Here is a 24,981-nt window from a genome sequence, read left to right on the forward strand (position 1 = left end):
GGCCAAAGCTAAGTCGTTACAGGGCACCATGCATCAGGTCGGTACGCGAAGAAAACCTATCATGGCGCAAAGCCATCGGAATCAAGGCGTCACGAACGGCAACGGGCGCGCGTTCGCGGCGCTGGTGGTCGCCAACATGGCGCTGGCGTTCGGGCCGATGTTCGTGCGGCTGGCGGATGCCGGGCCGGTCGCGGCCGGTTTCTGGCGGATGACGCTGGCGCTGCCGCTGGTCGCGTCGATGGCGTGGATGACGCGGGCGGAGGGCGAACGGACGCTGCGGCGGTTGCCGCCCCGGCTGGCGTGGCTGCTCGCGGCGGCGGGGGTCGCCTTCGCCGCGGATCTGGCGAGCTGGCACGTCGGGATCGTGCGCACCACGCTCGCCAATGCCACGCTGTTCGGCAATGCCTCGGCCTTCATCTTCCCGATCTGGGGGTTCGTCGTCGTGCGGGCGTGGCCGTCGCGCGGGCAGGCGGTGGCGCTGCTGCTCGCTGCCGCGGGCGCCGCGCTGCTGATGGGGCGGTCGTATCAGCTCGACCCCGCGCATCTGGCCGGCGACCTGCTGTGCGTGCTCGCGGGCGTGCTCTACACGATCTACTTCGTGCTGATGGCCGATGTGCGCGCGACGATGGCACCCCTGCCGGCGCTGGCATGGTCCTCCGTCGCCGCGCTGCCGCCGCTGCTCGTCTTCGCGCTGTTGCTGGGGGAGCGGGTGATGCCGGGTGACTGGACCCCGCTGGTCGGGCTGGCGTTGTGCAGCCAGGTGATCGGGCAGGGCTGCATGACCTATGCGCTGGGCCGGCTGCCGCCGCTGGCGATCGGGCTGGCGCTGCTGGTGCAGCCGGTGGTGTCGGCGGTGGTCGGGCAGGTGCTGTTCGGCGAGGTGCTGGGCGCGCCCGACCTGATCGGGGTGGCAATGGTGGCCGCCGCGCTGGTGCTGGTGCGGCGCGACGCCGGACCTGCTACAGCGCCGCGACCGGCCGCCGACGCGGTGCGGGAGGAGGTGCGATGACGCAGGATTGGACGCTCGACGAGGTACGCGACCGGCTGGCCCCCGCGATCGCCGCCAATGCCGCGTTCGACGGCTGGGGCGATGCGGCGCGCGACCTGGCGGCGGAGACGATGGCGGTCGACGCGGACGTGGCGCGGGTCGCCTTCGCGCAAGGCGCGGTGGCGATGATCGACGCCTGGTTCGCGCACGTCGATGCGGCGATGGTGGCGGCGGTGCCGGACGAGGCGCTGGCGGCGATGAAGGTGCGCGCGCGGATCACGGCGTTGGTCGAGGCGCGGCTCGCGGTGCTGGCGCCGGAGCGCGAATCGCTGCGCCGCGCGCTGGCGGTGCTGGCGCTGCCCGCCAATGTCGCGCGCGCGGCGAAGCTGGGGTGGCGCAGCGTCGACCGCATCTGGCGCGTCGCGGGCGACACCGCGACCGATTACAACCATTATACCAAGCGCGCGATGCTGCTGGCGGTCTATGGCGCGACGATCGCGGTGTTCCTCGACGACGAGAGCGAGGGGCAGGCGGACACGCGCGCGTTCCTGGCGCGGCGGATCGACGGTATCATGCGGTTCGAAAAGGCGAAAGCGGGGATGGCGCGGCGTGCGCAACGCCGCCCGAGCCTCAGCCGCTTCGTGGGGCGGTTGCGCTATCCGGTGGTGTGACTTTGTTCCCCGGCCTCGCCGGGGAGCGGCAGGGTATCGACGAAGACGTTTATTGATAATCAATCGCACTGGCCATATAGCGGGCGCGTGACCGGCCATTCTCCCCTCGCTCCGCTCGCTGCCAGCAACGATGCGGCATCCGATTCGCGCTGGAGCCTGGAGACGCTGCCGCGGCATGCGCCCGCGATCGTGGCCGCGATCGACTGGTCGCGGCTGGCGGTGCCGGAGGCGCGGCGGCTGCGCGAACTGGGATTCGGCGAGGGCGTCGCGGTGGAGGTGCTGCACCGTTCGCGCTTCGGCGGCGGGCCGATCGCCTGCCGGATCGGGCGGATGACGGTGGCGCTGCGCCGCGCGGTCGCCGCGTCGATCCAGGTCGGGCACGATCCACACGGCGGCGAAGCCTATGGCGGCGAGTTGCTGGCCGCGGAATGACGGCCGCCCGCTGATGGAACTCCCCCCGCTGGTGGCGATGGTCGGCAATCCCAATGCCGGCAAGAGTGCGCTGTTCAACGCGCTAACGGGCGCACGCCAGAAGGTGGGCAACTACCCCGGCGTCACCGTCGAGCGCCATGCCGGCCGCCTCGCGCTGGACGACGGCCGCCCGATCGAGCTGGTCGACCTGCCCGGCGCGTACAGCCTCGACCCCTCCTCGCCCGACGAGCGGGTGACGCGCGACGTCGTCACCGGATCGCAGGCGGGCGAGCGGCTGCCCGACGCGCTGCTGGTGGTGGTGGACGCTGCCAATCTCGACAATCACCTGCGCTTCGCGATGCAGCTGATCGCGCTGCGGCTGCCGGTGGTGATCGCGCTCAACATGGTCGACCTCGCGGAGCGCGATGGCCTCGTCCTCGACCCGGACGTGCTGGAGCGCGAGCTGGGCGTGCCGGTGGTGGCGACGGTCGCGGTGCGTCGCCGCGGGATCGACACGCTGCGCGCACGGCTGACCGACGCGATCGGCGCCGCGCGGCATCGGACCGCAGGGCCGCTGGCGGTGCCGCAGGACGATATCGTCGCGTTGCAGCGGCGTGCGCGCACCCTGTCGCGCGCGGCGACGGTCAGCGAGACGCCGGTGCGGCGCTGGAACAACGCGCTCGACGCGGTCGCGCTGCACCCCGTGTTGGGGCCGATCGTGCTCGTCGCGCTGCTGTTCGTGATGTTCCAGGCGGTGTTCAGCTGGTCGGAGGCGCCGATCAGCTGGATCGAGGACAGGTTCGCGGCCTTCGACGCCGCGGTGAAGGCGGCGCTGCCCGACGGTTTCCTGCGCTCGCTGCTGACCGACGGCGTCATCGCCGGCGTGGGCGCGGTGATCGTCTTCCTGCCGCAGATCCTGATCCTGTTCCTGTTCATCCTGGTGCTGGAGGCGTCCGGATACATGGTGCGCGCCGCGTTCCTGATGGACCGGATGATGAGCCATGTCGGGCTGTCGGGGCGCGCATTCATCCCGCTCCTGTCCAGCTTCGCTTGCGCGGTGCCGGGCATCATGGCGACGCGGACGATCGACGATGAGAAGGACCGGCTGACCACGATCCTGATCGCGCCACTGATGACCTGCTCGGCGCGGCTGCCGGTCTATACGATCATCATCGGCGCGTTCATTCCGGCGCGGCAGGTGGTGCCGTTCGTGGGCTTGCAGGGGCTGGTGCTGCTGGGGCTATACCTGATGGGGATCGTCGGCGCCTTCTTCGCCGCGCTGCTGCTGCGGCGCACAGTGACGAAGGGCGAATCGTCGGGCTTCATGATGGAGATGCCGCGCTACCAATGGCCGCGCGCGCGCGACGTCGCGATCGGGCTGTGGAGCCGTGCGTGGATCTTCCTGAAGCGCGCCGGTACCACGATCGCGCTGACGACGATCGTGCTGTGGGCGCTGCTGAGCTTCCCGCAGGCCCCCGCGGGGCAGAAGCAGGTCGAATATTCGGTCGCCGGCCGTATCGCCAGCGGGCTGGAGGTCGTGGTGCGGCCGATCGGGTTCAACCACGATATCGCGCTGGCACTGATCCCCGCGATGGCCGCGCGCGAGGTGGCGGTGGCGGCGATCGGCACCGCTTATGCGATCGACGATACCGAGGATGCGGCGGGCGAGCAGACGCTGGTGCAGCGGCTGCAATCGCGCTGGTCGCTGCCCACCGCGCTCGCCTTCCTGATGTGGTTCGTCTTCGCACCGCAATGCATCTCCACGATCGCGGTGACGCGGCGCGAGACGAACGGATGGAAATGGCCGATGTTCATGCTCGGCTACCTTTTCGCCATCGCTTATGTCATGGCGGGGCTGACATACTGGCTGGCGGTGTTCGCCGGCCTCTAAGAGGTTCGCATGGCAGGCAGCGTCAACAAGGTCATTCTCGTCGGCAATCTCGGGCGCGATCCCGAATCGCGCTCGTTCCAGAACGGCGGCAAGGTGGTGAACCTGCGCATCGCCACGTCGGAGAGCTGGAAGGACCGCAACACCGGCGAGCGCAAGGAAAAGACCGAATGGCATTCGGTCGCGATCTTCAACGAAGGCCTCGCCAATGTCGCGGAGCGATTCCTGCGCAAAGGCAGCAAGGTCTATGTCGAGGGCCAGTTGCAGACCCGCAAGTGGCAGGACCAGAACGGGCAGGACCGCTATTCGACCGAGGTCGTGCTGCAGGGGTTCAATTCCGTCCTGACGATGCTCGACGGGCCGCAGGGCGGCTCCGGTGGTGGTGGTGGCGGCGGCGGCGGCCGTGACGATTGGGGCGGCGGCGGCGACGACTTCGGCGGCGGTTCGCGTGGCGGCGGCGGCAGCCGTGGCGGCGGTGCATCGTCGGGCGGCGCGTCGCGTGGCGGCAGCGGCGGGTTCGGCGGCGGTTACGCCGACGATCTCGATGACGACGTGCCGTTCTAAGTGACGCAACCCCTCCCGCCGTCGGCGTGTAGCGAGGAACAGCGCGTCGCGGCGCTCGCCTCGCACGATATCGGCGCGCTCTACAATTCGGACGCGCTGCGGCAGATCACCGATTTCGCCGCCGCACTGTGCGACGTGCCGACTGCATTGGTCAGCATGGTCGAGACCGATCGCCAGCTGTTCCTGGCGCGCACCGGCATGGCGGCGACGGAGACGCCGCGCGAACAATCCTTCTGCGCGCATGCGATGTGGGAAAAGGGGATCATGGTGGTGCCCGACGCCACCCGCGATCCGCGCTTCGCCGACAATCCGCTGGTCACCGGGGAGCTGAACCTGCGCTTTTACGCCGGTGCGCCGCTGGTGTCGGACGAGGGCTATCCGCTCGGCTCGCTCTGCGTGCTCGACACCCGGCCGCGGCCCGAGGGGCTGACCGCGTTCCAGCGGCAGGGGCTGGAGGTGCTGGCCGCCAACGTGCTCGCCCGGCTGCGCGACCGGCGCGAGGGGGCGGCGCGACGCGAGTCGGAGCGCGAGGCGCGGCAGGCGGCGACCGACAGCGATCTGCGCTTCCGCACGCTGGCCGATACGATGCCGCAGATGGTGTGGTCGACGCTGCCCGACGGCTATCACGATTATTACAACGCGCGCTGGTACGAATTCACCGGCGCGCCGGCGGGCACGACCGATGGCGAGGGGTGGAACGGGATGTTCCACGCCGAGGATCAGGAGCGCGCCTGGACGGTGTGGCGCCATTCGCTGGCGTCGGGCGATCCGTATCAGATCGAATATCGGCTGCGGCACCATGACGGCACCTATCGCTGGGTGCTGGGGCGTGCGCTGCCGATCCGCGACGATCGCGGGCAGATCACGCGCTGGTTTGGCACCTGCACCGACATTCACGAGCAGAAGCTGGCGCTGGAGGAGCGCGAGGTCATCAGCCAGGAGCTGAGCCATCGCATCAAGAACATCTTCTCGGTGATCGCGGGGTTGATCCAGTTCGCCGCGCGCGCGCATCCCGAGGCGGCGGGTGTCGCCACCGATCTGCGCCAGCGTATCACCGCGCTGGGCCGCGCGCACGATTTCGTCCGTCCGCACAGCCCCCATTCGCGCCCGCATCTGGCGCAGGACAGCCTGCAAGGCCTGCTGGAGGAGCTGTTCGCGCCCTATCAGGCGGTGCCGGGGGAGCGGATCGCGGTGACGGGCGGCGATGTGACGATCGACGATCGCGCGGCGACCCCGCTGGCGCTGCTGTTCCACGAGCTGGCGACCAACGCGAGCAAATATGGCGCGCTGTCGGTCGCGGGCGGGCGGGTGACGCTGGCGATCGATCGCGATGCGGACGAGGTGCTGCTGCGCTGGAGCGAGGCGGGCGGGCCGGATGTGGTCGCCCCCGCCGACATCACCGGGTTCGGCACGCAATTGGTGGAGTTGAGCGCGGTGCGCCAACTGGGCGGCTCGGTCGAGCGGACATGGCATCCGCAGGGGCTGGAGGTCGCGATGCGGATTCCCGCCCCGGCATTCAGCCGGACGTCGTCCACCTGACGAAATCGACATTGTCGGCCGTTACGCCGCCGGGATGGCTGGCGGTTTCGGCGGCGGCGAGGATCGCCTGATCGTTGAACGGTTTGCGGATATAGCCCAGCGCCCCGGCGGGGTCCGCGATCTGACTGGGATTGGCGGTGACGAAGACGACGTTGACGCCGTGTTCGCGGTGGATTCGCTGCGCGATCGCCGGCCCGGTCGCGCCGTCACGCAGGTTGACGTCGACGAAGGCGAAGGTGCAGCCGGGTGCGACGCGCATCGCGGTATCGGCGTCGGCAGCGATCCCGGCGACCGCATAACCGGCGTCCGTCAGGATCCGCTCCAGGTCGAGCGCGACGAAGATTTCGTCCTCTACGATCAATGCGGTCTTCGACATTCCTGCCTTCCTATCGAGCCCGCTTAACCGAAATCAAGCCGAAGGGTTCCGTGTCAGCAGGAACACGGCGTGCTCCGCGAGGAAGTTGGCGGCGGTTTCGCTGGTGCTTTTGTCGCCCGACAGAAACCACGCGCCCTCCACCGTGATCGCGCGTTCGCGCAGGTGCGCGCGGAAATCGTCGATGGTCAGGTGATGGATGTTGGGGGTGTCGTACCAGCGTTCGGGCAACAGCCGCGTCACCGGCATCCGTCCGCCCCACAAGAGCGACAGCCGGACGCGCCAGTGCGCGAAATTGGGAAAGCTGACGAAGGCGCGCCGCCCGATCCGCAGCAGATCGTCCAGCACGCGATCGGGCGCGCGCGCGGTCTGCAGCGTCTGGCTGAGAATCGCATAATCGAAGCTCTGGTCGGGATAGCCCGCCAGATCGGTATCGGCATCGCCCTGGATGACGGGCAGCCCGCGCGCCATCGCCAGCGCGACATTGGTGGCGTCCAGCTCCAGCCCGCGCGCGTCGACGCCGCGGCTGTCGCGCAACGCCGCCATCAGGTCGCCGTCGCCGCAACCGACATCGAGCACGCGCGCGCCGGCGCGGACGTGGCGCGCGATGATCGCCAGATCGGGGCGCAGGTTCATGCTGCCGCCCGCAGGAAGCCGGCGACCAGCCGCTCCAGCTCGGGCGATTCGAGCAGGAAGGCGTCATGGCCATAGGGGCTGGACAGTTCGACGAAGCTGGCCGGCGCGCCCGCGGCGTTGAGCGCCTGGACGATGCTGCGCGACTCGGGCGTCGGATAGAGCCAGTCGGTGTCGAAGCTGACCAGGCAGAAGCGCGTGCCGGTGCCGCGGAAGGCGTGTGCCAGCAGCCCGCCATGCTCCTCGGCGAGATCGAAATAGTCCATCGCGCGGGTGATGTAGAGATAGCTGTTGGCGTCGAACCGGTCGGTGAAGGCCAGCCCTTGATGCCGCAGATAGCTTTCCACCTGGAAGTCGGCGTCGAAGCCGAAGCTCTTCTGCTCACGCGCCTGAAGGCGGCGGCCGAACTTCTCGGTCAACCCTGCCTCGGACAGATAGGTGATGTGCGCGGCCATGCGCGCCACCGCGAGGCCCGCGGCGGGCGGCTCGCCGCCGTAATAATCGCCGCCGCGCCAGTGCGGATCGGCCATCACCGCCTGTCGACCGACCTCGTGGAAGGCGATGTTCTGCGCGGTGTGGCGCGCGGTGGAGGCGATGACGACCGCGGCGGCGACACGATCGGGATAGGTCGCGGCCCAGCTGAGCGCCTGCATCCCGCCCATCGATCCGCCCACCACCGCGGCGAGCCGCGCGACGCCGAGATGGTCGAGCAGCATCGCCTGCGCGCGCACCATGTCGCGGATGGTGATGACGGGGAAGGTCATGCCATACTCCCGCCCCGTCGCGGGATCGATGCTGGCCGGGCCGGAGGAGCCCATACAGCTGCCCAGCACGTTGGCGCACACGACGAAGAAGCGGTCGGTATCGATCGGGCGGCCCGGGCCGACCATGCGCGTCCACCAGCCCGGCTTGCCGGTGCGCGGATTGGGGCCGGCGACATGCTGGTCCATGGTCAGTGCGTGGCACAGCAGCAGCGCGTTGCCGCCGTCGGGCGCCAGCGTGCCATAGGTTTCGTAGGCGATCTCGACCGGGGTCAGCAGCGCACCGCTGTCGAGCCGCAGCGGCCCCGGCAGGGTCACGCGCCGCGCGAGGCCGAAGCGCTGGTCGAGGGCGGGAGAGGCGGTGGTCAGCATCGGTAGCGACCGGCCTTACTCCGGCGTGGGCGGGTAAGTCGAGAAGCCTGCGTGCGTTGCCACGCTGGCCTGTGGCTCCTAGAGCGCAGGGCCATGACCGACGCTGCTCTCGCGCCCGCCCCGAAGCCCTGGATCATGGGGATCGCCCCCTATGTCCCCGGTCGTGCCACCGCGGACAACGGCCGCCCCGTCGTGAAGCTGTCGTCGAACGAGAATCCGTTCGGCACCTCGCCGGCCGCGCGCGCCGCCTATCGCAGCGCCGCCGACGAGCTGGAGCGCTATCCCGATGCCGCCGCGGTCGAGCTGCGCGCGGCGCTGTCGGCGCATTACGGGGTGGAGGCGGACCGCATCGTCTATGGCACCGGATCGGACGAGGTGCTGCACCTCGCCGCGGGCACGTTTGCCGGGCCGGGGGACGAGATCGTCTTCGTCCGCTACGGTTTCGCGGTGTACGAGATCGCGGCGCGGCGTGTCGGCGCGGTGCCGGTGATCGCGGCGGACGCGGATTACGCGACCGATGTCGATGCGATCCTCGCGGCGGTGACGGAGCGGACCAGGGTCGTCTTCGTCGCCAATCCCAACAATCCGACCGGCACCTATACCCCACGCGGGGAGATCGCACGGCTGCACGCCGCATTGCCGCGCGACGTGCTGCTGGTGATCGACCAGGCCTATACCGAATATCTGGACGCGGACGACGACGACGGCGCGCTGGCGCTGGCGCGCACCCAGCCCAACGTGCTGGTGACGCGGACCTTCTCCAAGATCTTCGGGCTGGCGGCGGAGCGGGTCGGCTGGGGCTATGGCGCGCCTGCGCTGATCGATGCGATGCACCGCATTCGCGCGCCGTTCGCGTTCGGGATCGGCGCACAACGCGCCGCGATCGCGGCGCTGGGCGATGCGGCGTTCGTCGAGGAAAGCCGCGACCACAACCGGACGTGGCGCGCGTGGTTTGGCGAGCAGGTCGCCGCGATGGGCAATGCCGGGCTGCGCGCGTTACCCAGCAAGGCCAACTTCGTGCTGGTGCTGTTCGAGGGCAGGCTGAGCGCGGAAACCGCCTATCACGCGCTGATGGCGGCGGGCTATGCCACGCGCTGGCTGCCGGGGCAGGGGCTGGCGCACGGCCTGCGCATCACGATCGGCAGCGAGGCGGACATGCGCGCGGTGGTGGACGTGCTGCGCGCCGAGGTGGAGAAGGCGGGCTGATGCTGCCGTTCGCCAGGGTCGCGATCATCGGGCTGGGGCTGCTCGGCTCCTCGATCGCGCGCGCGGTCCGCCAGTCGATGCCGACCGTGCGGCTGACCGGGCATGACGCCAGCGCCGCGGTGCGTGAGGTGGCGCAGCGGATCGACCTGGTCGACGATGTCGCGGACACGCCGGGCGCGGCGGTGATCGATGCCGACCTCGTCATCCTCTGCGTCCCCGTCGGCGCGATGGAGGCGGTGGCGCGTGACATCGCCGACGATCTGCCCGCCGACGCGATCGTCAGCGACGTCGGCAGCTGCAAGGCATCGGTAGCGCGCGCGCTGTCGGCGGTCCTGCCGCCGGCGCGGGTGGTGCCGGCGCATCCGGTCGCCGGGACCGAGAAGAGCGGCCCCGAGGCGGGCTTCGCCACGCTGTTCCGCGGGCGCTGGTGCATCGTCACCCCGCTGGCGGACAGCGACCCGGTGGCGGTGGAGCGCGTCGCCACGTTCTGGCGCGGGCTGGGCGCGGATGTCGAGCAGATGACGCCCGACCACCACGATCTGGTGCTGGCGGTGACCAGCCACCTGCCGCACCTGATCGCCTATACGATCGTCGGCACCGCGGACGATCTGGAGCAGGTGACCCAGTCGGAGGTCATCAAATTCTCCGCCGGGGGTTTCCGCGACTTCACGCGCATCGCGGCGTCGGACCCGACGATGTGGCGCGACGTGTTCCTGTCGAACAAGGATGCGGTGCTGGAGATGCTCCAGCGGTTCAGCGAGGATCTGAGCCAGCTACAGCGCGCAATCCGCTGGGGCGACGGCGACGCGCTGTTCGACCGCTTCGCGAAGACGCGGATGATCCGGCGGTCGATCGTCGATCAGGGACAGGATGACGCGGCGGCGGATTTCGGACGCCGGCACGACTGAGGGGGTGTCCCTCGCATCGGTACCGACGTCATGCCCGTCTTCGCGGGAATGACGACGAAAGGTGGATACACGTCACCCCGGACTTGATCCGGAGTCCCGCTTTCTCGCCAATATTGCAGAAGAAGCGGGACCCCGGGTCAAGCCCGGGGTGACGGAGTGCATTACAGCTTCGACGTCAGTTCCGGCACGACCTTGAACAGGTCGCCGACCAGGCCGATGTCCGCGACCTGGAAGATCGGCGCGTCCTCATCCTTGTTGATGGCGATGATGGTCTTGGAGTCTTTCATCCCCGCCAGATGCTGGATCGCGCCCGATATGCCGACCGCGATATAGACCTCCGGCGCGACAATCTTGCCGGTCTGGCCAACCTGATAATCGTTGGGGACGAAGCCCGCGTCGACCGCGGCGCGGCTCGCGCCGACGCCCGCGCCCAGCTTGTCCGCCAGCGGCTCGATCACCTCGGTGAACTTCTCGCCCGAGCCGAGCGCGCGCCCACCCGAGACGATAATCTTCGCGCTGGTCAGTTCGGGGCGCGTCAGCTCGGCGATCTCCTGCCCCTCGAACGTGGCGAGGCCGGTGTCGCCAGTCGCGGCGACCGCCTCGACCGTGCCCGACCCACCCTCGGCAGCGGCCTTCTCGAACGCGGTGCCGCGCACGGTAATGACCTTCTTGGCGTCCGAGGTCTGGACGGTGGCGATCGCATTGCCGGCGTAGATCGGGCGCGTGAACGTGTCCTCGCTCTCGACCGACAGGATGTCGCTGATCTGCATCACGTCCAGCAGGGCGGCGACGCGCGGCGCCAGCGCCTTGCCGGTGGTGGTGGCGGGCACGACGAAGGCGTCGTGGTCGCCCATCAGCTGCTGCACCAAAGGCGCAACGTTCTCGGCGAGCTGGTGCGCATAGGCGGCGTCGTCCGCGACATGCACCTTGCCCGCGCCGGCGATCTTCGCCGAGGCCTGTGCCACGCCATCGACGCCTTGGCCCACGACCAGCAGATGTACCTCGCCCAGCTTCGCCGCGGCGGTCACCGCGGAGAGCGTGGCGTCCTTGACGGTCGAGCCGTCGTGCTCGACCCAAACCAGAGTCTTCATGGCTTCCAATCCTTTCGCGCCCTCCACCGTTCGTGCTGAGGAGGCATTGAGCCTGTCGAAATGCCGTCTCGAAGCACATGTCCTTCGAGACGAGGCTTCGACAAGCTCAGCCTCTCCTCAGGACGAACGGGGCGGGGCAATATCCATCCGAGTTACTTCGCGATGCCCATCGACTTGAGCTTGTTCACCAGCTCGTCGACGTCGGCGACCTTCACGCCCGCGGTGCGCTTCGCCGGCTCGGCGACCTTCACCACCTTCAGGCGCGGGGTCACGTCAACGCCGTAATCGCCGGCCGTCTTGGTCGCGAGCGGCTTCGACTTCGCCTTCATGATGTTGGGCAGCGAGGCGTAGCGCGGCTCGTTGAGGCGCAGGTCGGTGGTGACGATCGCGGGCAGCTTGTACGTGTCCGTCTCCAGCCCGCCGTCGACCTCGCGGGTCACCTTGGCGCTGTCGCTCGACAGTTCGACCTTCGACGCGGCGGTGGCCTGGCCCCAGCCAAGCAGCCCGGCGAGCATCTGCCCGGTCTGGTTGTTGTCGTCGTCGATCGCCTGCTTGCCCAGGATCACGAGCGAGGGCTGTTCCTCCTCGACGATCTTCGCCAGGATCTTGGCGACGCCCAGCGGCTCCACCTTCTCTTCCGCGGTGACGAGGATCGCGCGATCGGCGCCCATCGCCAGCGCGGTGCGCAGCGTTTCCTGCGCCTTGGCCTCGCCGATCGAGACGGCGACGATCTCGGTGACCGTTCCCTTCTCCTTCAGCCGGATCGCTTCCTCGACCGCGATCTCGTCGAAGGGGTTCATGCTCATCTTCACGTTGGCGAGGTCGACGCCCGACCCGTCCGCCTTCACGCGGGGCTTCACGTTGTAATCAAGCACGCGCTTGACCGGAACCAGCACCTTCATTGCGCTACTCTCCTCATTCCTCGCGGCTGCTACCTGACGTTTACGTCAACATCAAGTAGCCCGCGGTTCAACCTGCCTGCGATGGGATAAATCCCCACCGCGCGATGATGTCCATGCCGGACGCATGAGGGGGCGGGAACGGTCTCCCGTTCCCGCCCCCCACAGTGCGTCAGGCGCCTCGCGGCGTCGCGTGGCGCGATCCGATCACGCCGCCTTCTGCACCTCGGCGACGATCTTCTTCGCCGCATCGCCCAGATCGTTGGCGGGAACGATCGCGAGGCCGGAGCCGGCGAGGATTTCCTTGCCCTTGTCGACGTTGGTGCCCTCCAGACGGACGACCAGCGGCACCGACAGGTTCACTTCCTTGGCCGCGGCGACGATGCCCTCGGCGATGATGTCGCACTTCATGATGCCGCCGAAGATGTTGACCAGGATGCCCTTCACGTTCGGATCGGCGAGGATGATCTTGAACGCCGCGGTCACCTTCTCCTTGTTGGCACCACCGCCGACGTCGAGGAAGTTGGCCGGGAACATGCCGTTCAGCTTGATGATGTCCATCGTCGCCATGGCGAGGCCGGCGCCGTTGACCATGCAGCCGATGTCGCCGTCCAGCTTGATATAGGCCAGGTCGTACTTCGACGCTTCCAGCTCGGCGGGATCCTCCTCGGTTTCGTCGCGCAGTTCCATCAGGTCCTTGTGGCGGAACAGCGCATTGCCGTCGAAGCCGACCTTGGCGTCGAGCACCATCAGCTTGTCGTCTTCCGTGACGGCGAGCGGGTTGATCTCGATCTGCGCGGCATCGGTGCCCAGGAACGCGTCATAGACCTTGCCGGCGAGGCTCTGCGCCTGCTTGGCGAGGTCGCCGGTCAGGCCCAGCGCGTTGGCAACGGCGCGGCCGTGGTGCGGCTGGAACCCGGTGGCCGGGTCGACCGCGAAGGTGTGGATCTTCTCGGGCGTGTCGTGCGCGACCGTCTCGATGTCCATCCCGCCTTCCGTCGAGACGACGAAGGCGACGCGCCCCGTCGCGCGGTCGACCAGCAGCGCGAGGTAGAACTCCTTGGCGATATCGACGCCATCGGTCACGTACAGGCGGTTGACCTGCTTGCCCGCGTCGCCGGTCTGGATCGTCACCAGCGTGTTGCCCAGCATCTCGGTCGCGGCGTGGCGGACCTCGTCCTCGGTCTTGGCGAGGCGGACGCCGCCCTTGCTGCCCTCGGCCAGTTCCTTGAACTTGCCCTTGCCGCGGCCGCCGGCATGGATCTGCGCCTTGACGACGTAGAGCGGTCCGGGCAGCTTCTTCGACACCTCGACCGCCTCGTCCACGCTCATCGCGGCATAGCCGGCAGGCACGGGGACACCGAATTTCGCGAGCAGTTCCTTGGCCTGATATTCATGGATGTTCATGGCCGATCCTCCCGGAGATTGAGTCAGTCGAGTCTTGAGCGTGGCTAAAGCACACGGCTTGATGCAAATCCACTGTCTTTTCCGCAGTTGCGAAGCGGTAGCGATAGGGTGTGCGGCTGTCGGCAGGTCGTCACCCCGGACTTGATCCGGGGTCCCGCTTTCATGGCAACGGCGCAGGAGAAGCGGGACCCCGGGTCAAGCCCGGGGTGACGTGAAGGAAGGGTCCCATTGATAGTTGCCAATCTGTTCCTACACGTGCACGCCGATCCCGTGACCCCGATCCCGCCCTTCTCCTATCCCGCGCTCCACGCCAGCCATTCGGGCATCTGGGTGGCGCAGAACGGCGAGGTGCGGGCGCTGTCGCGCGGCGAGGCGATCCGGCTGGCCGCGGACACGCCCGTCGTGCTGCTCAACGCGCCTTTGGTGGGACAGCGGCTGGGCTATGCCGATCTGTCGGGGCTGGACCTGCTGGAGCTGTTCGCCTTCCTCCACCCCGCGCGCTTCATGGTGCCCACGCCCAAGGGGGTGGCGCAGGCGACCGGGCTTGCGGTGACCGAGCGCGACGAGGAGATCGCCCCGTTCCTGCTCGCCGCCGCGGAGCGGCTGTTGGCGGGCGTCGCGGGCGACTGGCCGGAGCGCGAAGGCGCATGGACCGCGGCGCAGTCGCTGACGCGCGCGCGCTGGGCCTGGGCGCCGGTGGTGGCGCCGCGGCTGGCGAAGCCGGCGCAGAACGAGCGCTGGCTGTTCTCGCGACTGCCCGAATGGGAGGAGGTCGCGCCCCGTCCCGCGCCGCGCACGGTGACGCTGGCGGAGGAAGCGGTGCTGGGCCGGCTCGACGCCCTGACCGGCGCGGGAGCCGAAGCCCGCGGCGGGCAGCGCGCCTATGCCGCTGCCGCCGCCGCCGCGTTCGGCCCGCGCGTGGCGCGCGACACGCCGCAACTGGTGCTGGCAGAGGCGGGCACCGGGATCGGCAAGACATTGGGTTATCTGGCGCCCGCCTCGCTATGGGCCGAGCAGGCCGGCGGCGCGGTGTGGATCAGTACCTATACCAAGGCGCTGCAACGTCAGCTGGGGCATGAGACGGTGCGGCTCCATCCCGATCGCGCGACGCGCAAGGCGCGTGTGGTGACGCGCAAGGGGCGCGAGAATTACCTGTGCCTGCTCAACCTGGAGGATGCGTTGCAGGGCGGATTCGCCGGGCGGGCCGCGATCCTGGCGCAACTGGTGGCGCGCTGGGCGGCCTATACCGACGACGGCGACATGGTCGGCGGCGACCTGCCGGGCTGGCTGACGACCTTGTTCCGCCGCAACGGCTCCGCCGCGCTGACCGACCGGCGCGGCGAATGCGTCTATGCCGGCTGCCCGCATTACCGCAAATGCTTCATCGAGCGTGCGGCGCGCGCCTCGGCGGAGGCGGATCTGGTGATCGCCAACCATGCGCTGGTGATGGTCAATGCCGCGCGCGGGCGTGAATTGTCGACGCGGCCGACGCGCTATGTCTTCGACGAGGGGCATCATGTGTTCGATGCCGCCGACGCCATGTTCGCCACCGCGCTGACGGGTGCGGAGACGATCGAACTGCGGCGCTGGATCGTCGGGCCGGAGGGGAATTCACGCGGGCGGCGGCGGGGCCTTCAGGCGCGGCTGTCCGACGTCGGCAGCTATGACGAACAGGGCGGGCGCGCGATGTCCGATATCGTCGCCGCGGCCGGCGCGCTGGCGTCCGATGGCTGGCTGGCGCGCGTCGCGGAAGGCGCACCGTTCGGTGCGATCGAAACGCTGCTCGGCGCGGTGCGTGGCCTGTCCTATGCCCGCGCGGAGGCGGCGGGGGCGGACGCGGGATACGGGCTGGAGACCGAGCTGGCGGAACCATCGCCCGCGCTGATCGAGGCAGCGGCACCCGCGGCGCATGCGCTGGATGCGCTGGTGCGGCCGATGGTGGCGCTGGGCAAACGGCTGGAGGCGGTGCTGGCGGAGGCGCCCGACTGGATGGACGGCCCAGCGCGCGCGCGGATCGAGGGCGCGATCGCCTCGCTCGGCTGGCGCGCGGAGACGGTGGCGGCGTGGCTGGCGCTGCTGGCGCGCGTCGGCGGGCCGGCAGATCCGCGCTTCGTCGACTGGCTGGCGGTCGATCGCGTCGAGGGGCGCGAGTTCGATATCGGCATCCATCGTCGCTGGCTCGATCCCACGATTCCCTTCGTCGAGACGGTGCTGAAGCCGGCGCATGGCGCGCTGGTCACCTCCGCCACGCTGACCGCGGGGGGCGGGTGGGAGACCGCGGAGGCGCGGATCGGCGCGCCGCACCTGCCGCGCGCGCCGGCGCGGTTCGAGGCCGCCAGCCCGTTCGACTATGCGACCCATGCCGAGGTGGTGATCGTCACCGATGTGAAGCGCGGCGACGTGCCCGCGCTCGCCAATGCCTATGCGCGGCTGGTGGAGGCGAGTGCTGGCGGCGCGCTGGGACTGTTCACCGCGATCCGGCGGCTGCGCGCGGTGCATGCGCGCGTCGCCGACCGGCTGGCGCGCGCCGGGCTGCCGCTCCACGCGCAGCATGTCGATCCGGTCGATACCGGCACATTGGTCGATATCTTCCGCGACGATCCCCATGCCAGCCTGTTCGGCACCGATGCGCTGCGCGACGGGATGGACGTGCCGGGCCATTCGTTGCGGCTGGTGGTGATGGAGGGGGTGCCCTGGCCCAAGCCGACCGTGCTGCATGCGGCACGGCGGCTGGCCGCACCGGAGGGTGGTACGGCCTATGACGACCGCATCGTGCGCGCGCGGCTGGCGCAGGCGTTCGGGCGGCTGATCCGGCGCGGGGACGATTCGGGGATGTTCGTGCTGCTGTCCGCGGCCATGCCGTCGCGATTGCTGGATGCCTTCCCGCCGGGCGTGCCGGTGGCGCGCGTGCCGCTGGACGAGGCGGTGGCGCGGGTGCGGCAGCGGCTTTCCCCACAGTCACTTTCTTCTGCCGTCCCGATCGGGCATGAGGCGGCGCTCGCCCCGGATTAAAGAGGATCGGTGCCCGTGAAGACGCTGACGCTGCTGCGCCATGCCAAATCGGGCTGGGACGATCCCGTCGCGCGCGATTTCGACCGTCCGCTCAACCCCAAGGGGCGTCGCGCCGCCGCGGCGATGGGGCGCCACCTGCGCGCGCTGGGGCTGGTGTTCGACCGTGTCGTGGCCTCGCCCGCGGTGCGCGTGCAGGAGACGCTGGACGATGTCGCCACCGGGTTCGGCGAGCTCGCTCCCGAATGGGACAAGAGGTTGTATCTCGCCTCCGCCGCCAGCCTGCTCGACGTGGTGCGCGAGACGCCGGCCGGGGTCGCCTCGCTGCTGCTGGTCGGGCACAATCCGGGGCTGGAGGATCTGGTGCTGATGCTGGTGCCGGACGAACCCGGCGGCCTGCGCGATACGGTGGAGGAGAAATATCCCACCGCGACGCTGGCGGAGATGACGTTCGCGGTCGACGACTGGGCGCAGGTGGCGGCGGGCGGGGCGACGCTGACGCGGTTCGTCCGCCCGCGCGACGTGGATGCGACGCTGGGGCCGGACGAGGCGTGACGATCCGCATCCGCGCCGCGACGGCGGCGGATGCCGGGGCGATCGCCGCGATGATCCTGCCGGTGTTCCGCGCCGGCGAAACCTATGCGATCGACCGCGACATCGGCGAGGCGGCTGCGATCGCCTTTTGGTTGGGCGACGACCGGGCCACCTTCGTCGCGCACGACGCGGACGACACGCCGCTGGGCAGCTATTACCTGCGCGCCAACCAGGCGGGCGGCGGGCGGCATGTCGCCAACGCCGGCTATGTCGTCGCGGATGCCGCGCGCGGGCGTGGCGTGGCCCGTGCGATGGCGGCGCATTCGTTCGACGAGGCGCGGGCGCGGGGCTTCGCCGCGATGCAGTTCAACTTCGTCGTCGCCAGCAACACGCGCGCGGTCGCCTTGTGGCAGGCGCTGGGGTTCGCGATCGTCGGCCGCGTGCCCGGCGCATTCCGCCATCCCGCGCTGGGCGCGGTCGACGCGCTGGTGATGCACCGCCTGCTTTGACAGCCGCGCGCCCAGCCGCCACGCTGCGCCCCGAGACGAACGAAGGGAGCAGGATGGCGCAGGAAGACAAGGGCGCTCACGAACTGTCGCGCACGCTGGGGCTGATCCGGGTGATCGAGATGAACCCGGAGGGACGCGCGCGGATCGCCTATGCGGCGGGATCGCATATGTGCCACTCCGGCGGGGTGGTGCAGGGCGGGTTCGTCACCGGCTGGATCGATGCGGCGATGGCGCATGCGGCGATCGCGATGGGGGGCGCGGACGTGGTGCCGATGTCGCTGGAGCTGAAGGTCAGCTTCTTCGCGCCGGCGCGGCCCGGGACGGTGATCGCGGAGGCCTGGGTCGAGCGGCGCGGCAAGCGCACCTGCTTCTTCGAGGGACGATTGCTCGACGAAGGCGGCACGGTGCTGGCCAAGGCCTCGTCGACGCTGATGCTGGCGGAGCGGGCGCGGGTGGAGAGCGCGTCGAAGGCGGCGATGGGCGCGTAATGTGGTGCGTCGCCGGGATGACGGCTGCTATCGGCGGGTGCCGCACGTCACCGTCGCCGGCCCCAGCTTGCGCACCGCGCAGGGTGCGCGTCCCGAAACGGTCACCACGACCTCGCCGATCGCGTTGACGCGGGCGTCGTCGCGCGCGGCGGCGGCGATGGCGACCTTGTCGAGCGCCTGCACGTCGAGGCGATCGGCCATCAGCGCGGCGGCGTCGATCGTGCCGCTGCCGTTGGCGATCAGCCGCGTGTCGCCGCTGCGCCCCGCCAGCGTCATCGTGCCGTCGCCTGCCAGCGTCGCGACCAGCGCGGTCGCGGCGATGTTCTGGACCGTCAGGGTGCCGCCGCCGGTGACCGACACCGCCACCCGCTCGCCCTTCATCCCCGCGACCGTGACCGGCGCGGCGGCGTAGAGCGCCGCGCCCTCCAGCCGCGGGGTACGGACCGTGACGACGATATGCGTCGTATCGGGAGCGGCCAGCCGCCCGCCGGGTCGGCGGATCACCAGCGTGCCCGCGCTGGCGCTGATGTCCAGCGCGGCGAGCGCGCGGGCATCGTCGCCGTGCGCGGTGACGCCGTTCCCGCCGCTGGTGACGACCCGTACCGTCACCGGCGCCTCGACGCGGAGGCGCTCGACGCTGCCGATGCTCCACGTTCGGTCGGCCGCCTGCGCGGACGCGGGCAGCAGGAGCAGGACGAGTGCGGCGCGCCTCAGTTGCCGCACCGCACCGTGCCGGAGCCCATCTTCGTCACCGAACAGCGCGCCGCGCCGCCCAGGTCGACGTCGCCTGACCCCATCGAGGTGACCTTGGCCTGGCCGCGGATCGTTGCGGTGACGTCGCCCGACCCGACGACGTTCACCTCCGCGCCCGACGCCACCAGCTGGCGTGCGGACAGGTTGCCCGATCCCGCGACATTGACGCGCAGCGTGCGCGCCTCGCCCGCGGCGGTGACGTCGCCCGACCCCGCGATCGACATCTCGACGCGGTCGACGCGCAGCGACGGCAGCGCGAGATTGCCCGATCCCGCGACCGAGGCATCGAACCCGCTGCCGGCGACGCGGTCGACGCTCATGTCGCCCGATCCGCTGACCGATGCGGCGGCGATCCGCGGCAGGGTGACGAAGACGCGCACATTTCCCTTGGCATAGACGCCGTTCTCGCGCCCGACCTTGAGCGTGCGGCCGTCGCGCGTGATCTTCAGCCGGTCGAGGATCGCGGGCGTCCCCTCCGCGCGCACCGCGAAGGCGGGGCCGACGCGGACGGTGACATTGTCGCTGCCGCGCAGCTCGACACGGTCGAAGCCGGTGGCGGCGAAGGTGCGGGTGGTGCCGCTGCCCTGCGGCGCGACGACGGTGCCGTCGTCATCGCCGAAGTTGGCGATGTTGCCACAGGCGGCCAGCGGGAGCAGCATGGCCATCACGATCGTTCGCATCGGCATCCTCCTGATATGTGTATTGCTATACTAATACACATGAGGCCGCCCCGCAAACGAAAAGGGCGGCCCCGCGGGACCGCCCCTCGAACGCGAGCAGGGCGCGCGGCGTCAGGCCGGCACCTTCTCCTTGTTGTAGATCGCCGCGGCCTTGCGCAGGATCTCCAGGATCTTCTCCTGCGCGGCCGGCTCGTCGATCTGCTCCATCGCAGCCAGCTCGCGCGCCAGGCGGCTGCATGCGCCCTCGAAGATCTGACGCTCGGAATAGCTCTGCTCGGGCTGGTCGTCGGCACGGAACAGGTCGCGGACCACCTCCGCGATCGACACCAGGTCGCCGGAGTTGATCTTCGCCTCATATTCCTGCGCGCGGCGCGACCACATGGTGCGCTTCACCTTGGGCTTGCCCTTCAGCGTCTCCATCGCCTCGCGCATCGTCTTGTCGGACGACAGCTTGCGCATCCCCACCGATTCGGCCTTGTTGGTCGGCACGCGCAGCGTCATGCGCTCCTTTTCGAAGCGCAGCACGTACAGCTCCAGCTGCATGCCCGCGATTTCCTGTTTCTGCAGCTCGATGACACGGCCGACACCGTGCTTGGGATAGACGACATAATCACCGACATCGAAATGCAGAGCCTTGGCAGCCATGGTTGGCCTTTCCGCTGTTGTGGCCCCGTGCTCGCGTGCGATCCGCGATATGGGGGGTCGCGGGCAGGAGTTGGGACGGGGCAGGTAGGTTGGACGTCTCCACCGGGCGCAGGTACGAAGCGCCCGTGCCGGACCGATATAGCATCCGCGACACAATATTTCCAGCGTAATTAGGGCAGCAGCGCTGTCGGGCGGGAACCTTTTCCCGGAATGATGCCAGACGCCGGATGTTGCCGGATGCTGGCGCAAGGCGTGGTGAATGGTCGTCCATAGGCCGGTGGAAGAAAAGGAGAGAAGAAGCGAGACCCCGGATCAAGTCCGGGGTGACGAGGCGGTGGATGAGGCCGGGGTCACGCGTCGTGCCGGCGCATCCAGCTGCGCAGCGTCGCGATCGTCTCGTCGGGGCGGTCGGTGAAGGTGCCGTGCGCCGCGCCGGGGATCACCGCCAGTTCGGCACCGGGCACGCGGGCGGCGAAGCGCAACGTGGTGAGCGGGCGCGCCTCGTCATACTGGCCGACCATGAAGAGCGTGCGGGCGCCGTCCAGCCGCGCCAGCAGCGGCTCGCCATCGTAAGCGCGCAACGTGCCGGTCGAGACGAACTCGCTCCTGCCCCACATCGTCTCGTACAGCCGGGCATTGAACCCGCGGCCATTGGCGCGCGCATAGGCGCGCAGCGACGGCGGATCGGGCTCGCGCCCGTTGAAGCGGCGGTAGAATTCGGTCGTCCCCGCCTCGCAGGTCGCGGCGTTAGCGGGGGCGGGCACGTCGCAGGTGGCGAGCGCGGCTTGCGTTTCCGCGGGCAGCTCGCGCCGCAGCGCATCGGCGTCGGCGATCCAGCTGCGCGTCGAGATCAGCGGGCTGGCCAGAATCGCGCTGGCCATCGCGGGCGAACGGCGCGCGGCATATTCCAGCGCGATCGTGCCACCCCAGCTGTGTCCGCACACATGCCAGCGCGCGACGTCCAGCCCGCGGCGCACCGCCTCCAGTTCGTCGACGAAGCGCGCCACGCGCCAGTTGGCGGGATCGCCCGGATGGTCGGAGCGCCCGCTGTCGAGCTGGTCGTAAAGGATCACCGCGCGCTCGTCCGCCAGCGCCAGCGCGTCGAGATAGCTGGCGTGCGTCCCGCCCGGGCCGCCATGCGCGATCACCAGCGGCGGGCGGGGGCCGGCGAGGTCGCCGTTGACGCGGACATAGACGCGCCCGCCCGGCACCGGCAGCATCGCCTCGCGCATCGGCGCGGGATAGGTCGCGTCGCGCGCCCATGCCGGCAGCGGCCACAGCGCCGCGGCCCCGGCCCCCAAGCCCGCAAGGCGCAGCAGGTCGCGGCGGGCGAGCCGCATCGCGCGATCAGTCGCCCGCGCCGGGTTCCGCGGAGAAATATTTGTCGTACTTGCCTTCCTCGCCCTTGTGCTCATCGGCATCGGCGGGGGTCTGATCGGCCTTGCGCGTCACATTGGGCCATTGCGCGGAGAAGGTGTTGTTCAGCTCCAGCCACTGCTCCAGCCCGCTTTCGGTATCGGGCAGGATCGCTTCCGCGGGGCATTCCGGCTCGCACACGCCGCAATCGATGCACTCGGACGGGTTGATGACGAGCATGTTCTCGCCCTCGTAGAAGCAGTCGACCGGACACACCTCGACGCAATCCATGTACTTGCAGCGGATGCAGGCATCGGTGACGACATAGGTCATGGGCGCGGATTCCTTTGCGTTCTCGCCCCTGCTTTTGCGCCGCCTGACGCCCGCGTCAACGTTCCGCTGCCTGCTGCGAGACGTTTGCAGTCTCACCGAGCAGCAGTTCCTCGTAGCAGCCCTGCGCCTCCGGCGCGGGGCCGCGGCGGTGCGGCAGCGCGGCGACGCGCAGCACGCGGACGTGCCCGTGATGCGCGAAGGTCAGGATATTGCCGACGCGTACCGGGGCGTGCGCGCGGTCGATCGCGCGGCCGTCGATGCGCAGATGCCCGTCGCTTGCCATGGCTTGCGCGATGCTGCGCGTCTTCGCGATGCGGACGTACCACAGGAACAGGTCGAGCCGCATCGTCCCCGCACTCATCCGCGGCCCCATTGCGCCAGCGCGGCGAAGGCATTGTCGGGGGCGGGCGCGACGCGGCGCGCGCGCGGGCGCCCCTGCCAGACGTAGCGCGCGGCGCCCTCCACCGGGGCGGCGGCGCGGAAGCCCAGTTCGGCCATCAGCCGCGCGATGGTGGCGGGCTGAAGCCCGATCGACACCGCCAGCGTCGCATCGGGGGCGAAGGGGGTCTTGCCCGCCTTCTCGCGCGCGTCGTGCGCGGCGCGCGCGATGCGTTCGACCAGATCGATCCGCACCGCCTGCGCGCCGAGCGCGCGATAGCCGAGCACCGGGATCGCCCCCGGCGCGCCGCGCGGCAGCGTGACCGCACCGGGCGGGGGCAGCGCGTCGCCCGCCGGCGTGCCGGCGGCGGCGAGCAGCGCGCGGCGCCACGCCTGCGCCCCCGGCTTGAGCAACCGCGGGTCGAACAGGTCGAGCGCGCCCAGCGTGACGCCATGGCGACGCAGCCAGCGGCGGTTGTCGGGGGTGAGCGCCTCGATCGCTTCGCGCAGCGACAGGCGGGCGGCGAACCCCGCGCCCGCCTCCATCGCGCCGGCCACGCTGCGCAGCGCCGGGCCGGCGTCCTTCGCGCGCGCCGCCTCCGCCAGCGCGGCGACCGACGGCAGCGCGCGCGCGATCGCCGCGTCGAGCCACGCGCGCAGCCGCGTCGCCACCTCGCCGCGCACCGCCGGATCGAGGCAGTCGAGCGCGCTGTCGAGCGCCACCTGCGGCCGCGCCAGCGACGCGCCGCGCGCCAGCCGCGCGACGATCAGCCCGTCGGCGGCGATCTCCCCCTCCGCGGTCAGCGCGAAGGCGGCATCGTCGCTCGCCACCAGCGCGCGGGCGCGGCGGCGGCGCTCGCCCGCCAGCCGTTTCTCCGCGGTGGCCAGCAGCAGGCGCTTGTCCGCGGCGCGCGCATCGGGGGCGACGACGAAGCGGAACCCCTCCAGCCGGCCGATCGCATGGGTGTCGATCGTCACCTCGCCCTGCGCGTCGATCTCGACCGGCAGTTCGCCGACCCCACCGCCGATCTTCTTCGCCAGCGCCGTGGTGCGCTTGTCGACGAAGCGCTGCGTCAGGCTGGCGTGGAGCGCGTCGGAAAGTCGCTCCTCGATCGCCAGCGCGCGCGCGGCCCAGGCCTGTGGGTCGGCGAGCCAGTCGGGGCGCTGCGCGATATAGGCCCAGCTGCGGATCGCGGCGATGCGCCCGGCGATCGTCTCGACATCGCCCTCGGTGCGGTCGAGCCGCGCCACCTCGTCGGCGAACCATTGGTGCGGGATGTAGCCCTGCGCCAGATAGCCGAAGATGCGCCCGACGAAGCGCGCATGCGGATCGATGCCCAGCTTGGCGAAATCGGGGATGCCGCACGCCGCCCACAGCCGCGCGACCTTGCCGCGTGCGCTGGCGCGGACCGCGGGGTCCTCGACCAGTCGCTTCAGCACCTTGAGGTCGATCGCCTCGGGCGCGGCGCGCAGCCGTTCGTGGTCGGGACGGCGCGTCAGGCTGGCGATCAGCGCGTCGACGCTCGACAGGTCCGGCTCGCCGTCGCGCCAGTAGAGCCAGTCGAGCCGCGGGAAGCGATGCGCCTCGATCGCGGCGATCTCCTCCGGGTCGAACGCGTCCGGCCCCTCCGCGACCAGCCCGCCGAAGGTGCCGTCGCGCTGGTGGCGCCCGGCGCGCCCGGCGATCTGCGCCATCTCCGCCACGGTCAGGCGGCGGCGGCGCTGGCCGTCGAACTTGGACAGGCCCGCGAAGGCGACATGGCCGACGTCGAGGTTCAGCCCCATGCCGATCGCATCGGTGGCGACGAGGTAATCGACCTCCCCGGCCTGGAACATCGCCACCTGCGCGTTGCGGGTGCGGGGGGACAGCGCGCCCATTACCACCGCCGCGCCGCCGCGCAGCCGGCGCAGCATCTCCGCAGTGGCGTACACTTCCTCCGCGGAGAAGGCGACGATCGCGGAGCGGCGCGGCAGGCGCGAGAGCTTCTTCGCACCGGCATAGGACAGGGTGGAGAAGCGCGGTCGCTCGACGATCTCCACGTCCGGGATCAGCGCGCGCAGCACCGGGCGCAGCGCCTCGGACCCCAGGATCATCGTCTCCTCGCGACCGCGCGCGCGCAGCAGGCGATCGGTGAAGACATGGCCGCGCTCCGCATCCGCGCCCAGCTGCGCCTCGTCCAGCGCGACGAAGGCGACGTCGCGCTGGAGCGGCATGCTTTCGGCGGTACACAGGAACCAGCGCGCGTCGGGGGGGACGATCCGCTCCTCGCCGGTGATCAGCGCGACGCGCTCGCGCCCCTTGATCGCGACGACGCGATCATAGACCTCGCGCGCCAGCAGGCGCAGCGGGAAGCCGATCATGCCGCTGGAATGCGCGCACATCCGTTCGATCGCGAGATGCGTCTTGCCGGTGTTGGTCGGCCCCAATACCGCGGTTACGCGGGGTCGATCGATACGCGTCATGGTGCACGGTACATCGGGTCTGTGCGCGCCGGATGCAATCGGGATCGGCGTACCCTCCGTTTCGGCGCAGGACACGAACGCTTCGGCGCAGCGGCAAACGTCAACCGCCGGGGTTAATTTGA

25 protein-coding genes are annotated in these 24,981 nt (G+C 70.2%); 12 read left to right on the forward strand and 13 right to left on the reverse strand.

Features of this window, described 5'->3' with window-relative positions; all coding sequences use genetic code 11:
• Positions 1–61: 61 nt before the first annotated feature.
• From PGN14_RS02925 to PGN14_RS02950, 6 genes are all read left to right on the forward strand, one after another.
• The gene (locus tag PGN14_RS02925; RefSeq protein ID WP_335297901.1) at positions 62–1,009 is read left to right on the forward strand and encodes a DMT family transporter; all 948 of its coding nucleotides are present in this window, start codon (positions 62–64) and stop codon (positions 1,007–1,009) included.
• A complete protein-coding gene (locus tag PGN14_RS02930; RefSeq protein ID WP_335297902.1) occupies positions 1,006–1,659 on the forward strand; it encodes a COQ9 family protein in 654 nt (217 codons plus the stop codon). Before PGN14_RS02925 ends, PGN14_RS02930 begins: the two co-directional genes overlap by 4 nt.
• Before the next feature lie 156 nt (positions 1,660–1,815).
• On the forward strand, positions 1,816–2,091 hold the full coding sequence (locus tag PGN14_RS02935; protein WP_335298044.1) for a FeoA family protein: 276 nt from the start codon (positions 1,816–1,818) through the stop codon (positions 2,089–2,091).
• 13 nt (positions 2,092–2,104) lie between these two features.
• Positions 2,105–3,961: a ferrous iron transporter B gene (gene feoB / locus PGN14_RS02940; RefSeq protein WP_335297903.1), complete on the forward strand. Its 1,857-nt coding sequence runs from the start codon at positions 2,105–2,107 to the stop codon at positions 3,959–3,961.
• Positions 3,962–3,970: 9 nt separating this feature from the next.
• Positions 3,971–4,522, forward strand: a complete 552-nt coding sequence (gene ssb, locus PGN14_RS02945; protein ID WP_335297904.1) for a single-stranded DNA-binding protein — start codon at positions 3,971–3,973, stop codon at positions 4,520–4,522.
• Entirely contained in the window at positions 4,523–6,061 is a 1,539-nt protein-coding gene (locus PGN14_RS02950) for a PAS domain-containing protein (protein WP_335297905.1), read from the forward strand. It abuts the gene before it with no gap.
• Here the strand turns inward: PGN14_RS02950 and PGN14_RS02955 are convergent.
• From PGN14_RS02955 to metX, 3 genes are read right to left on the reverse strand one after another with little or no spacing between them, the layout of a single operon-like run.
• Positions 6,039–6,437 carry a response regulator gene (locus tag PGN14_RS02955; protein ID WP_335297906.1) on the reverse strand — a complete coding sequence of 133 codons (399 nt, stop codon included), beginning with the start codon at positions 6,435–6,437 and terminating at the stop codon, positions 6,039–6,041. The two genes, PGN14_RS02950 and PGN14_RS02955, sit on opposite strands and share 23 nt — an antisense overlap.
• A gap of 33 nt (positions 6,438–6,470) precedes the next feature.
• Entirely contained in the window at positions 6,471–7,070 is a 600-nt protein-coding gene (gene metW, locus PGN14_RS02960) for a methionine biosynthesis protein MetW (RefSeq protein WP_335297907.1), read from the reverse strand.
• Positions 7,067–8,200 (reverse strand): homoserine O-acetyltransferase MetX, encoded by a 1,134-nt coding sequence (gene metX, locus PGN14_RS02965; protein ID WP_335297908.1) that lies wholly within the window; start codon positions 8,198–8,200, stop codon positions 7,067–7,069. The genes metW and metX overlap by 4 nt, the downstream gene beginning before the upstream one ends.
• A 93-nt stretch (positions 8,201–8,293) precedes the next feature.
• Here metX and hisC point away from each other — a divergent pair, with 93 nt between their 5' ends.
• Positions 8,294–9,406: a histidinol-phosphate transaminase gene (gene hisC / locus PGN14_RS02970; RefSeq protein ID WP_335297909.1), complete on the forward strand. Its 1,113-nt coding sequence runs from the start codon at positions 8,294–8,296 to the stop codon at positions 9,404–9,406.
• The gene (locus PGN14_RS02975) at positions 9,406–10,314 is read left to right on the forward strand and encodes a prephenate/arogenate dehydrogenase family protein (RefSeq protein WP_335297910.1); all 909 of its coding nucleotides are present in this window, start codon (positions 9,406–9,408) and stop codon (positions 10,312–10,314) included. Before hisC ends, PGN14_RS02975 begins: the two co-directional genes overlap by 1 nt.
• A gap of 161 nt (positions 10,315–10,475) precedes the next feature.
• Here PGN14_RS02975 and PGN14_RS02980 read toward each other — a convergent pair whose 3' ends face one another.
• From PGN14_RS02980 to sucC, 3 genes are all read right to left on the reverse strand, one after another.
• Positions 10,476–11,405 carry an electron transfer flavoprotein subunit alpha/FixB family protein gene (locus PGN14_RS02980; protein WP_335297911.1) on the reverse strand — a complete coding sequence of 310 codons (930 nt, stop codon included), beginning with the start codon at positions 11,403–11,405 and terminating at the stop codon, positions 10,476–10,478.
• Between the two features lie 152 nt (positions 11,406–11,557).
• On the reverse strand, positions 11,558–12,307 hold the full coding sequence (locus PGN14_RS02985; RefSeq protein WP_335297912.1) for an electron transfer flavoprotein subunit beta/FixA family protein: 750 nt from the start codon (positions 12,305–12,307) through the stop codon (positions 11,558–11,560).
• A gap of 204 nt (positions 12,308–12,511) precedes the next feature.
• Positions 12,512–13,711 (reverse strand): ADP-forming succinate--CoA ligase subunit beta, encoded by a 1,200-nt coding sequence (sucC, locus tag PGN14_RS02990; protein WP_335297913.1) that lies wholly within the window; start codon positions 13,709–13,711, stop codon positions 12,512–12,514.
• Between the two features lie 279 nt (positions 13,712–13,990).
• Between sucC and PGN14_RS02995 the strand changes: the two genes are divergently transcribed.
• Genes PGN14_RS02995 through PGN14_RS03010 form a run of 4 tightly spaced genes read left to right on the forward strand, consistent with a single transcriptional unit; the run spans position 13,991 to position 18,251 of the window.
• Positions 13,991–16,723 carry an ATP-dependent DNA helicase gene (locus tag PGN14_RS02995; RefSeq protein ID WP_335298045.1) on the forward strand — a complete coding sequence of 911 codons (2,733 nt, stop codon included), beginning with the start codon at positions 13,991–13,993 and terminating at the stop codon, positions 16,721–16,723.
• Positions 16,724–16,738: 15 nt separating this feature from the next.
• Positions 16,739–17,275, forward strand: coding sequence for a SixA phosphatase family protein (locus PGN14_RS03000; RefSeq protein WP_335297914.1), 537 nt, complete (start codon positions 16,739–16,741; stop codon positions 17,273–17,275).
• Positions 17,276–17,277: 2 nt separating this feature from the next.
• Entirely contained in the window at positions 17,278–17,763 is a 486-nt protein-coding gene (locus tag PGN14_RS03005; RefSeq protein ID WP_443019444.1) for a GNAT family N-acetyltransferase, read from the forward strand.
• A 53-nt stretch (positions 17,764–17,816) separates the two neighbouring features.
• Entirely contained in the window at positions 17,817–18,251 is a 435-nt protein-coding gene (locus PGN14_RS03010) for a PaaI family thioesterase (RefSeq protein ID WP_335297915.1), read from the forward strand.
• Positions 18,252–18,278: 27 nt separating this feature from the next.
• Here PGN14_RS03010 and PGN14_RS03015 read toward each other — a convergent pair whose 3' ends face one another.
• From PGN14_RS03015 to PGN14_RS03045, 7 genes are all read right to left on the reverse strand, one after another.
• Positions 18,279–18,974 (reverse strand): GIN domain-containing protein, encoded by a 696-nt coding sequence (locus PGN14_RS03015; protein WP_335297916.1) that lies wholly within the window; start codon positions 18,972–18,974, stop codon positions 18,279–18,281.
• The gene (locus PGN14_RS03020) at positions 18,962–19,684 is read right to left on the reverse strand and encodes a head GIN domain-containing protein (protein ID WP_335297917.1); all 723 of its coding nucleotides are present in this window, start codon (positions 19,682–19,684) and stop codon (positions 18,962–18,964) included. The genes PGN14_RS03015 and PGN14_RS03020 overlap by 13 nt, the downstream gene beginning before the upstream one ends.
• Positions 19,685–19,795: 111 nt before the next feature.
• Entirely contained in the window at positions 19,796–20,329 is a 534-nt protein-coding gene (locus tag PGN14_RS03025; RefSeq protein WP_335297918.1) for a CarD family transcriptional regulator, read from the reverse strand.
• A gap of 350 nt (positions 20,330–20,679) precedes the next feature.
• On the reverse strand, positions 20,680–21,669 hold the full coding sequence (locus tag PGN14_RS03030; RefSeq protein ID WP_335297919.1) for a proline iminopeptidase-family hydrolase: 990 nt from the start codon (positions 21,667–21,669) through the stop codon (positions 20,680–20,682).
• A 7-nt stretch (positions 21,670–21,676) separates the two neighbouring features.
• Positions 21,677–22,018, reverse strand: a complete 342-nt coding sequence (gene fdxA / locus PGN14_RS03035; RefSeq protein WP_066484860.1) for a ferredoxin FdxA — start codon at positions 22,016–22,018, stop codon at positions 21,677–21,679.
• A 55-nt stretch (positions 22,019–22,073) separates the two neighbouring features.
• The gene (locus PGN14_RS03040) at positions 22,074–22,379 is read right to left on the reverse strand and encodes an RNA-binding S4 domain-containing protein (protein WP_335297920.1); all 306 of its coding nucleotides are present in this window, start codon (positions 22,377–22,379) and stop codon (positions 22,074–22,076) included.
• Positions 22,376–24,859: a DEAD/DEAH box helicase gene (locus PGN14_RS03045; protein ID WP_335297921.1), complete on the reverse strand. Its 2,484-nt coding sequence runs from the start codon at positions 24,857–24,859 to the stop codon at positions 22,376–22,378. Before PGN14_RS03045 ends, PGN14_RS03040 begins: the two co-directional genes overlap by 4 nt.
• Positions 24,860–24,981 lie beyond the last annotated feature (122 nt).

This window comes from Sphingomonas adhaesiva (assembly GCF_036946305.1).
Lineage (GTDB): Bacteria > Pseudomonadota > Alphaproteobacteria > Sphingomonadales > Sphingomonadaceae > Sphingomonas > Sphingomonas adhaesiva_B.

Excerpts from the sequence above, each read along its gene's own strand:
- PGN14_RS02925 (WP_335297901.1), top strand. The coding sequence starts at position 62 with ATGGCGCAAAGCCATCGGAATCAAGGCGTCACGAACGGCAACGGGCGC.
- PGN14_RS02955 (WP_335297906.1), bottom strand. The coding sequence starts at position 6,437 with ATGTCGAAGACCGCATTGATCGTAGAGGACGAAATCTTCGTCGCGCTC.
- metX (WP_335297908.1), bottom strand. The coding sequence starts at position 8,200 with ATGCTGACCACCGCCTCTCCCGCCCTCGACCAGCGCTTCGGCCTCGCG.
- PGN14_RS02930 (WP_335297902.1), top strand. The coding sequence starts at position 1,006 with ATGACGCAGGATTGGACGCTCGACGAGGTACGCGACCGGCTGGCCCCC.
- metW (WP_335297907.1), bottom strand. The coding sequence starts at position 7,070 with ATGAACCTGCGCCCCGATCTGGCGATCATCGCGCGCCACGTCCGCGCC.
- PGN14_RS02980 (WP_335297911.1), bottom strand. The coding sequence starts at position 11,405 with ATGAAGACTCTGGTTTGGGTCGAGCACGACGGCTCGACCGTCAAGGAC.
- feoB (WP_335297903.1), top strand. The coding sequence starts at position 2,105 with ATGGAACTCCCCCCGCTGGTGGCGATGGTCGGCAATCCCAATGCCGGC.
- sucC (WP_335297913.1), bottom strand. The coding sequence starts at position 13,711 with ATGAACATCCATGAATATCAGGCCAAGGAACTGCTCGCGAAATTCGGT.
- PGN14_RS03030 (WP_335297919.1), bottom strand. The coding sequence starts at position 21,669 with ATGCGGCTCGCCCGCCGCGACCTGCTGCGCCTTGCGGGCTTGGGGGCC.
- fdxA (WP_066484860.1), bottom strand. The coding sequence starts at position 22,018 with ATGACCTATGTCGTCACCGATGCCTGCATCCGCTGCAAGTACATGGAT.
- PGN14_RS02975 (WP_335297910.1), top strand. The coding sequence starts at position 9,406 with ATGCTGCCGTTCGCCAGGGTCGCGATCATCGGGCTGGGGCTGCTCGGC.
- PGN14_RS02985 (WP_335297912.1), bottom strand. The coding sequence starts at position 12,307 with ATGAAGGTGCTGGTTCCGGTCAAGCGCGTGCTTGATTACAACGTGAAG.
- PGN14_RS03040 (WP_335297920.1), bottom strand. The coding sequence starts at position 22,379 with ATGAGTGCGGGGACGATGCGGCTCGACCTGTTCCTGTGGTACGTCCGC.
- ssb (WP_335297904.1), top strand. The coding sequence starts at position 3,971 with ATGGCAGGCAGCGTCAACAAGGTCATTCTCGTCGGCAATCTCGGGCGC.
- PGN14_RS03025 (WP_335297918.1), bottom strand. The coding sequence starts at position 20,329 with ATGGCTGCCAAGGCTCTGCATTTCGATGTCGGTGATTATGTCGTCTAT.
- PGN14_RS03010 (WP_335297915.1), top strand. The coding sequence starts at position 17,817 with ATGGCGCAGGAAGACAAGGGCGCTCACGAACTGTCGCGCACGCTGGGG.
- hisC (WP_335297909.1), top strand. The coding sequence starts at position 8,294 with ATGACCGACGCTGCTCTCGCGCCCGCCCCGAAGCCCTGGATCATGGGG.
- PGN14_RS03020 (WP_335297917.1), bottom strand. The coding sequence starts at position 19,684 with ATGCGAACGATCGTGATGGCCATGCTGCTCCCGCTGGCCGCCTGTGGC.
- PGN14_RS03045 (WP_335297921.1), bottom strand. The coding sequence starts at position 24,859 with ATGACGCGTATCGATCGACCCCGCGTAACCGCGGTATTGGGGCCGACC.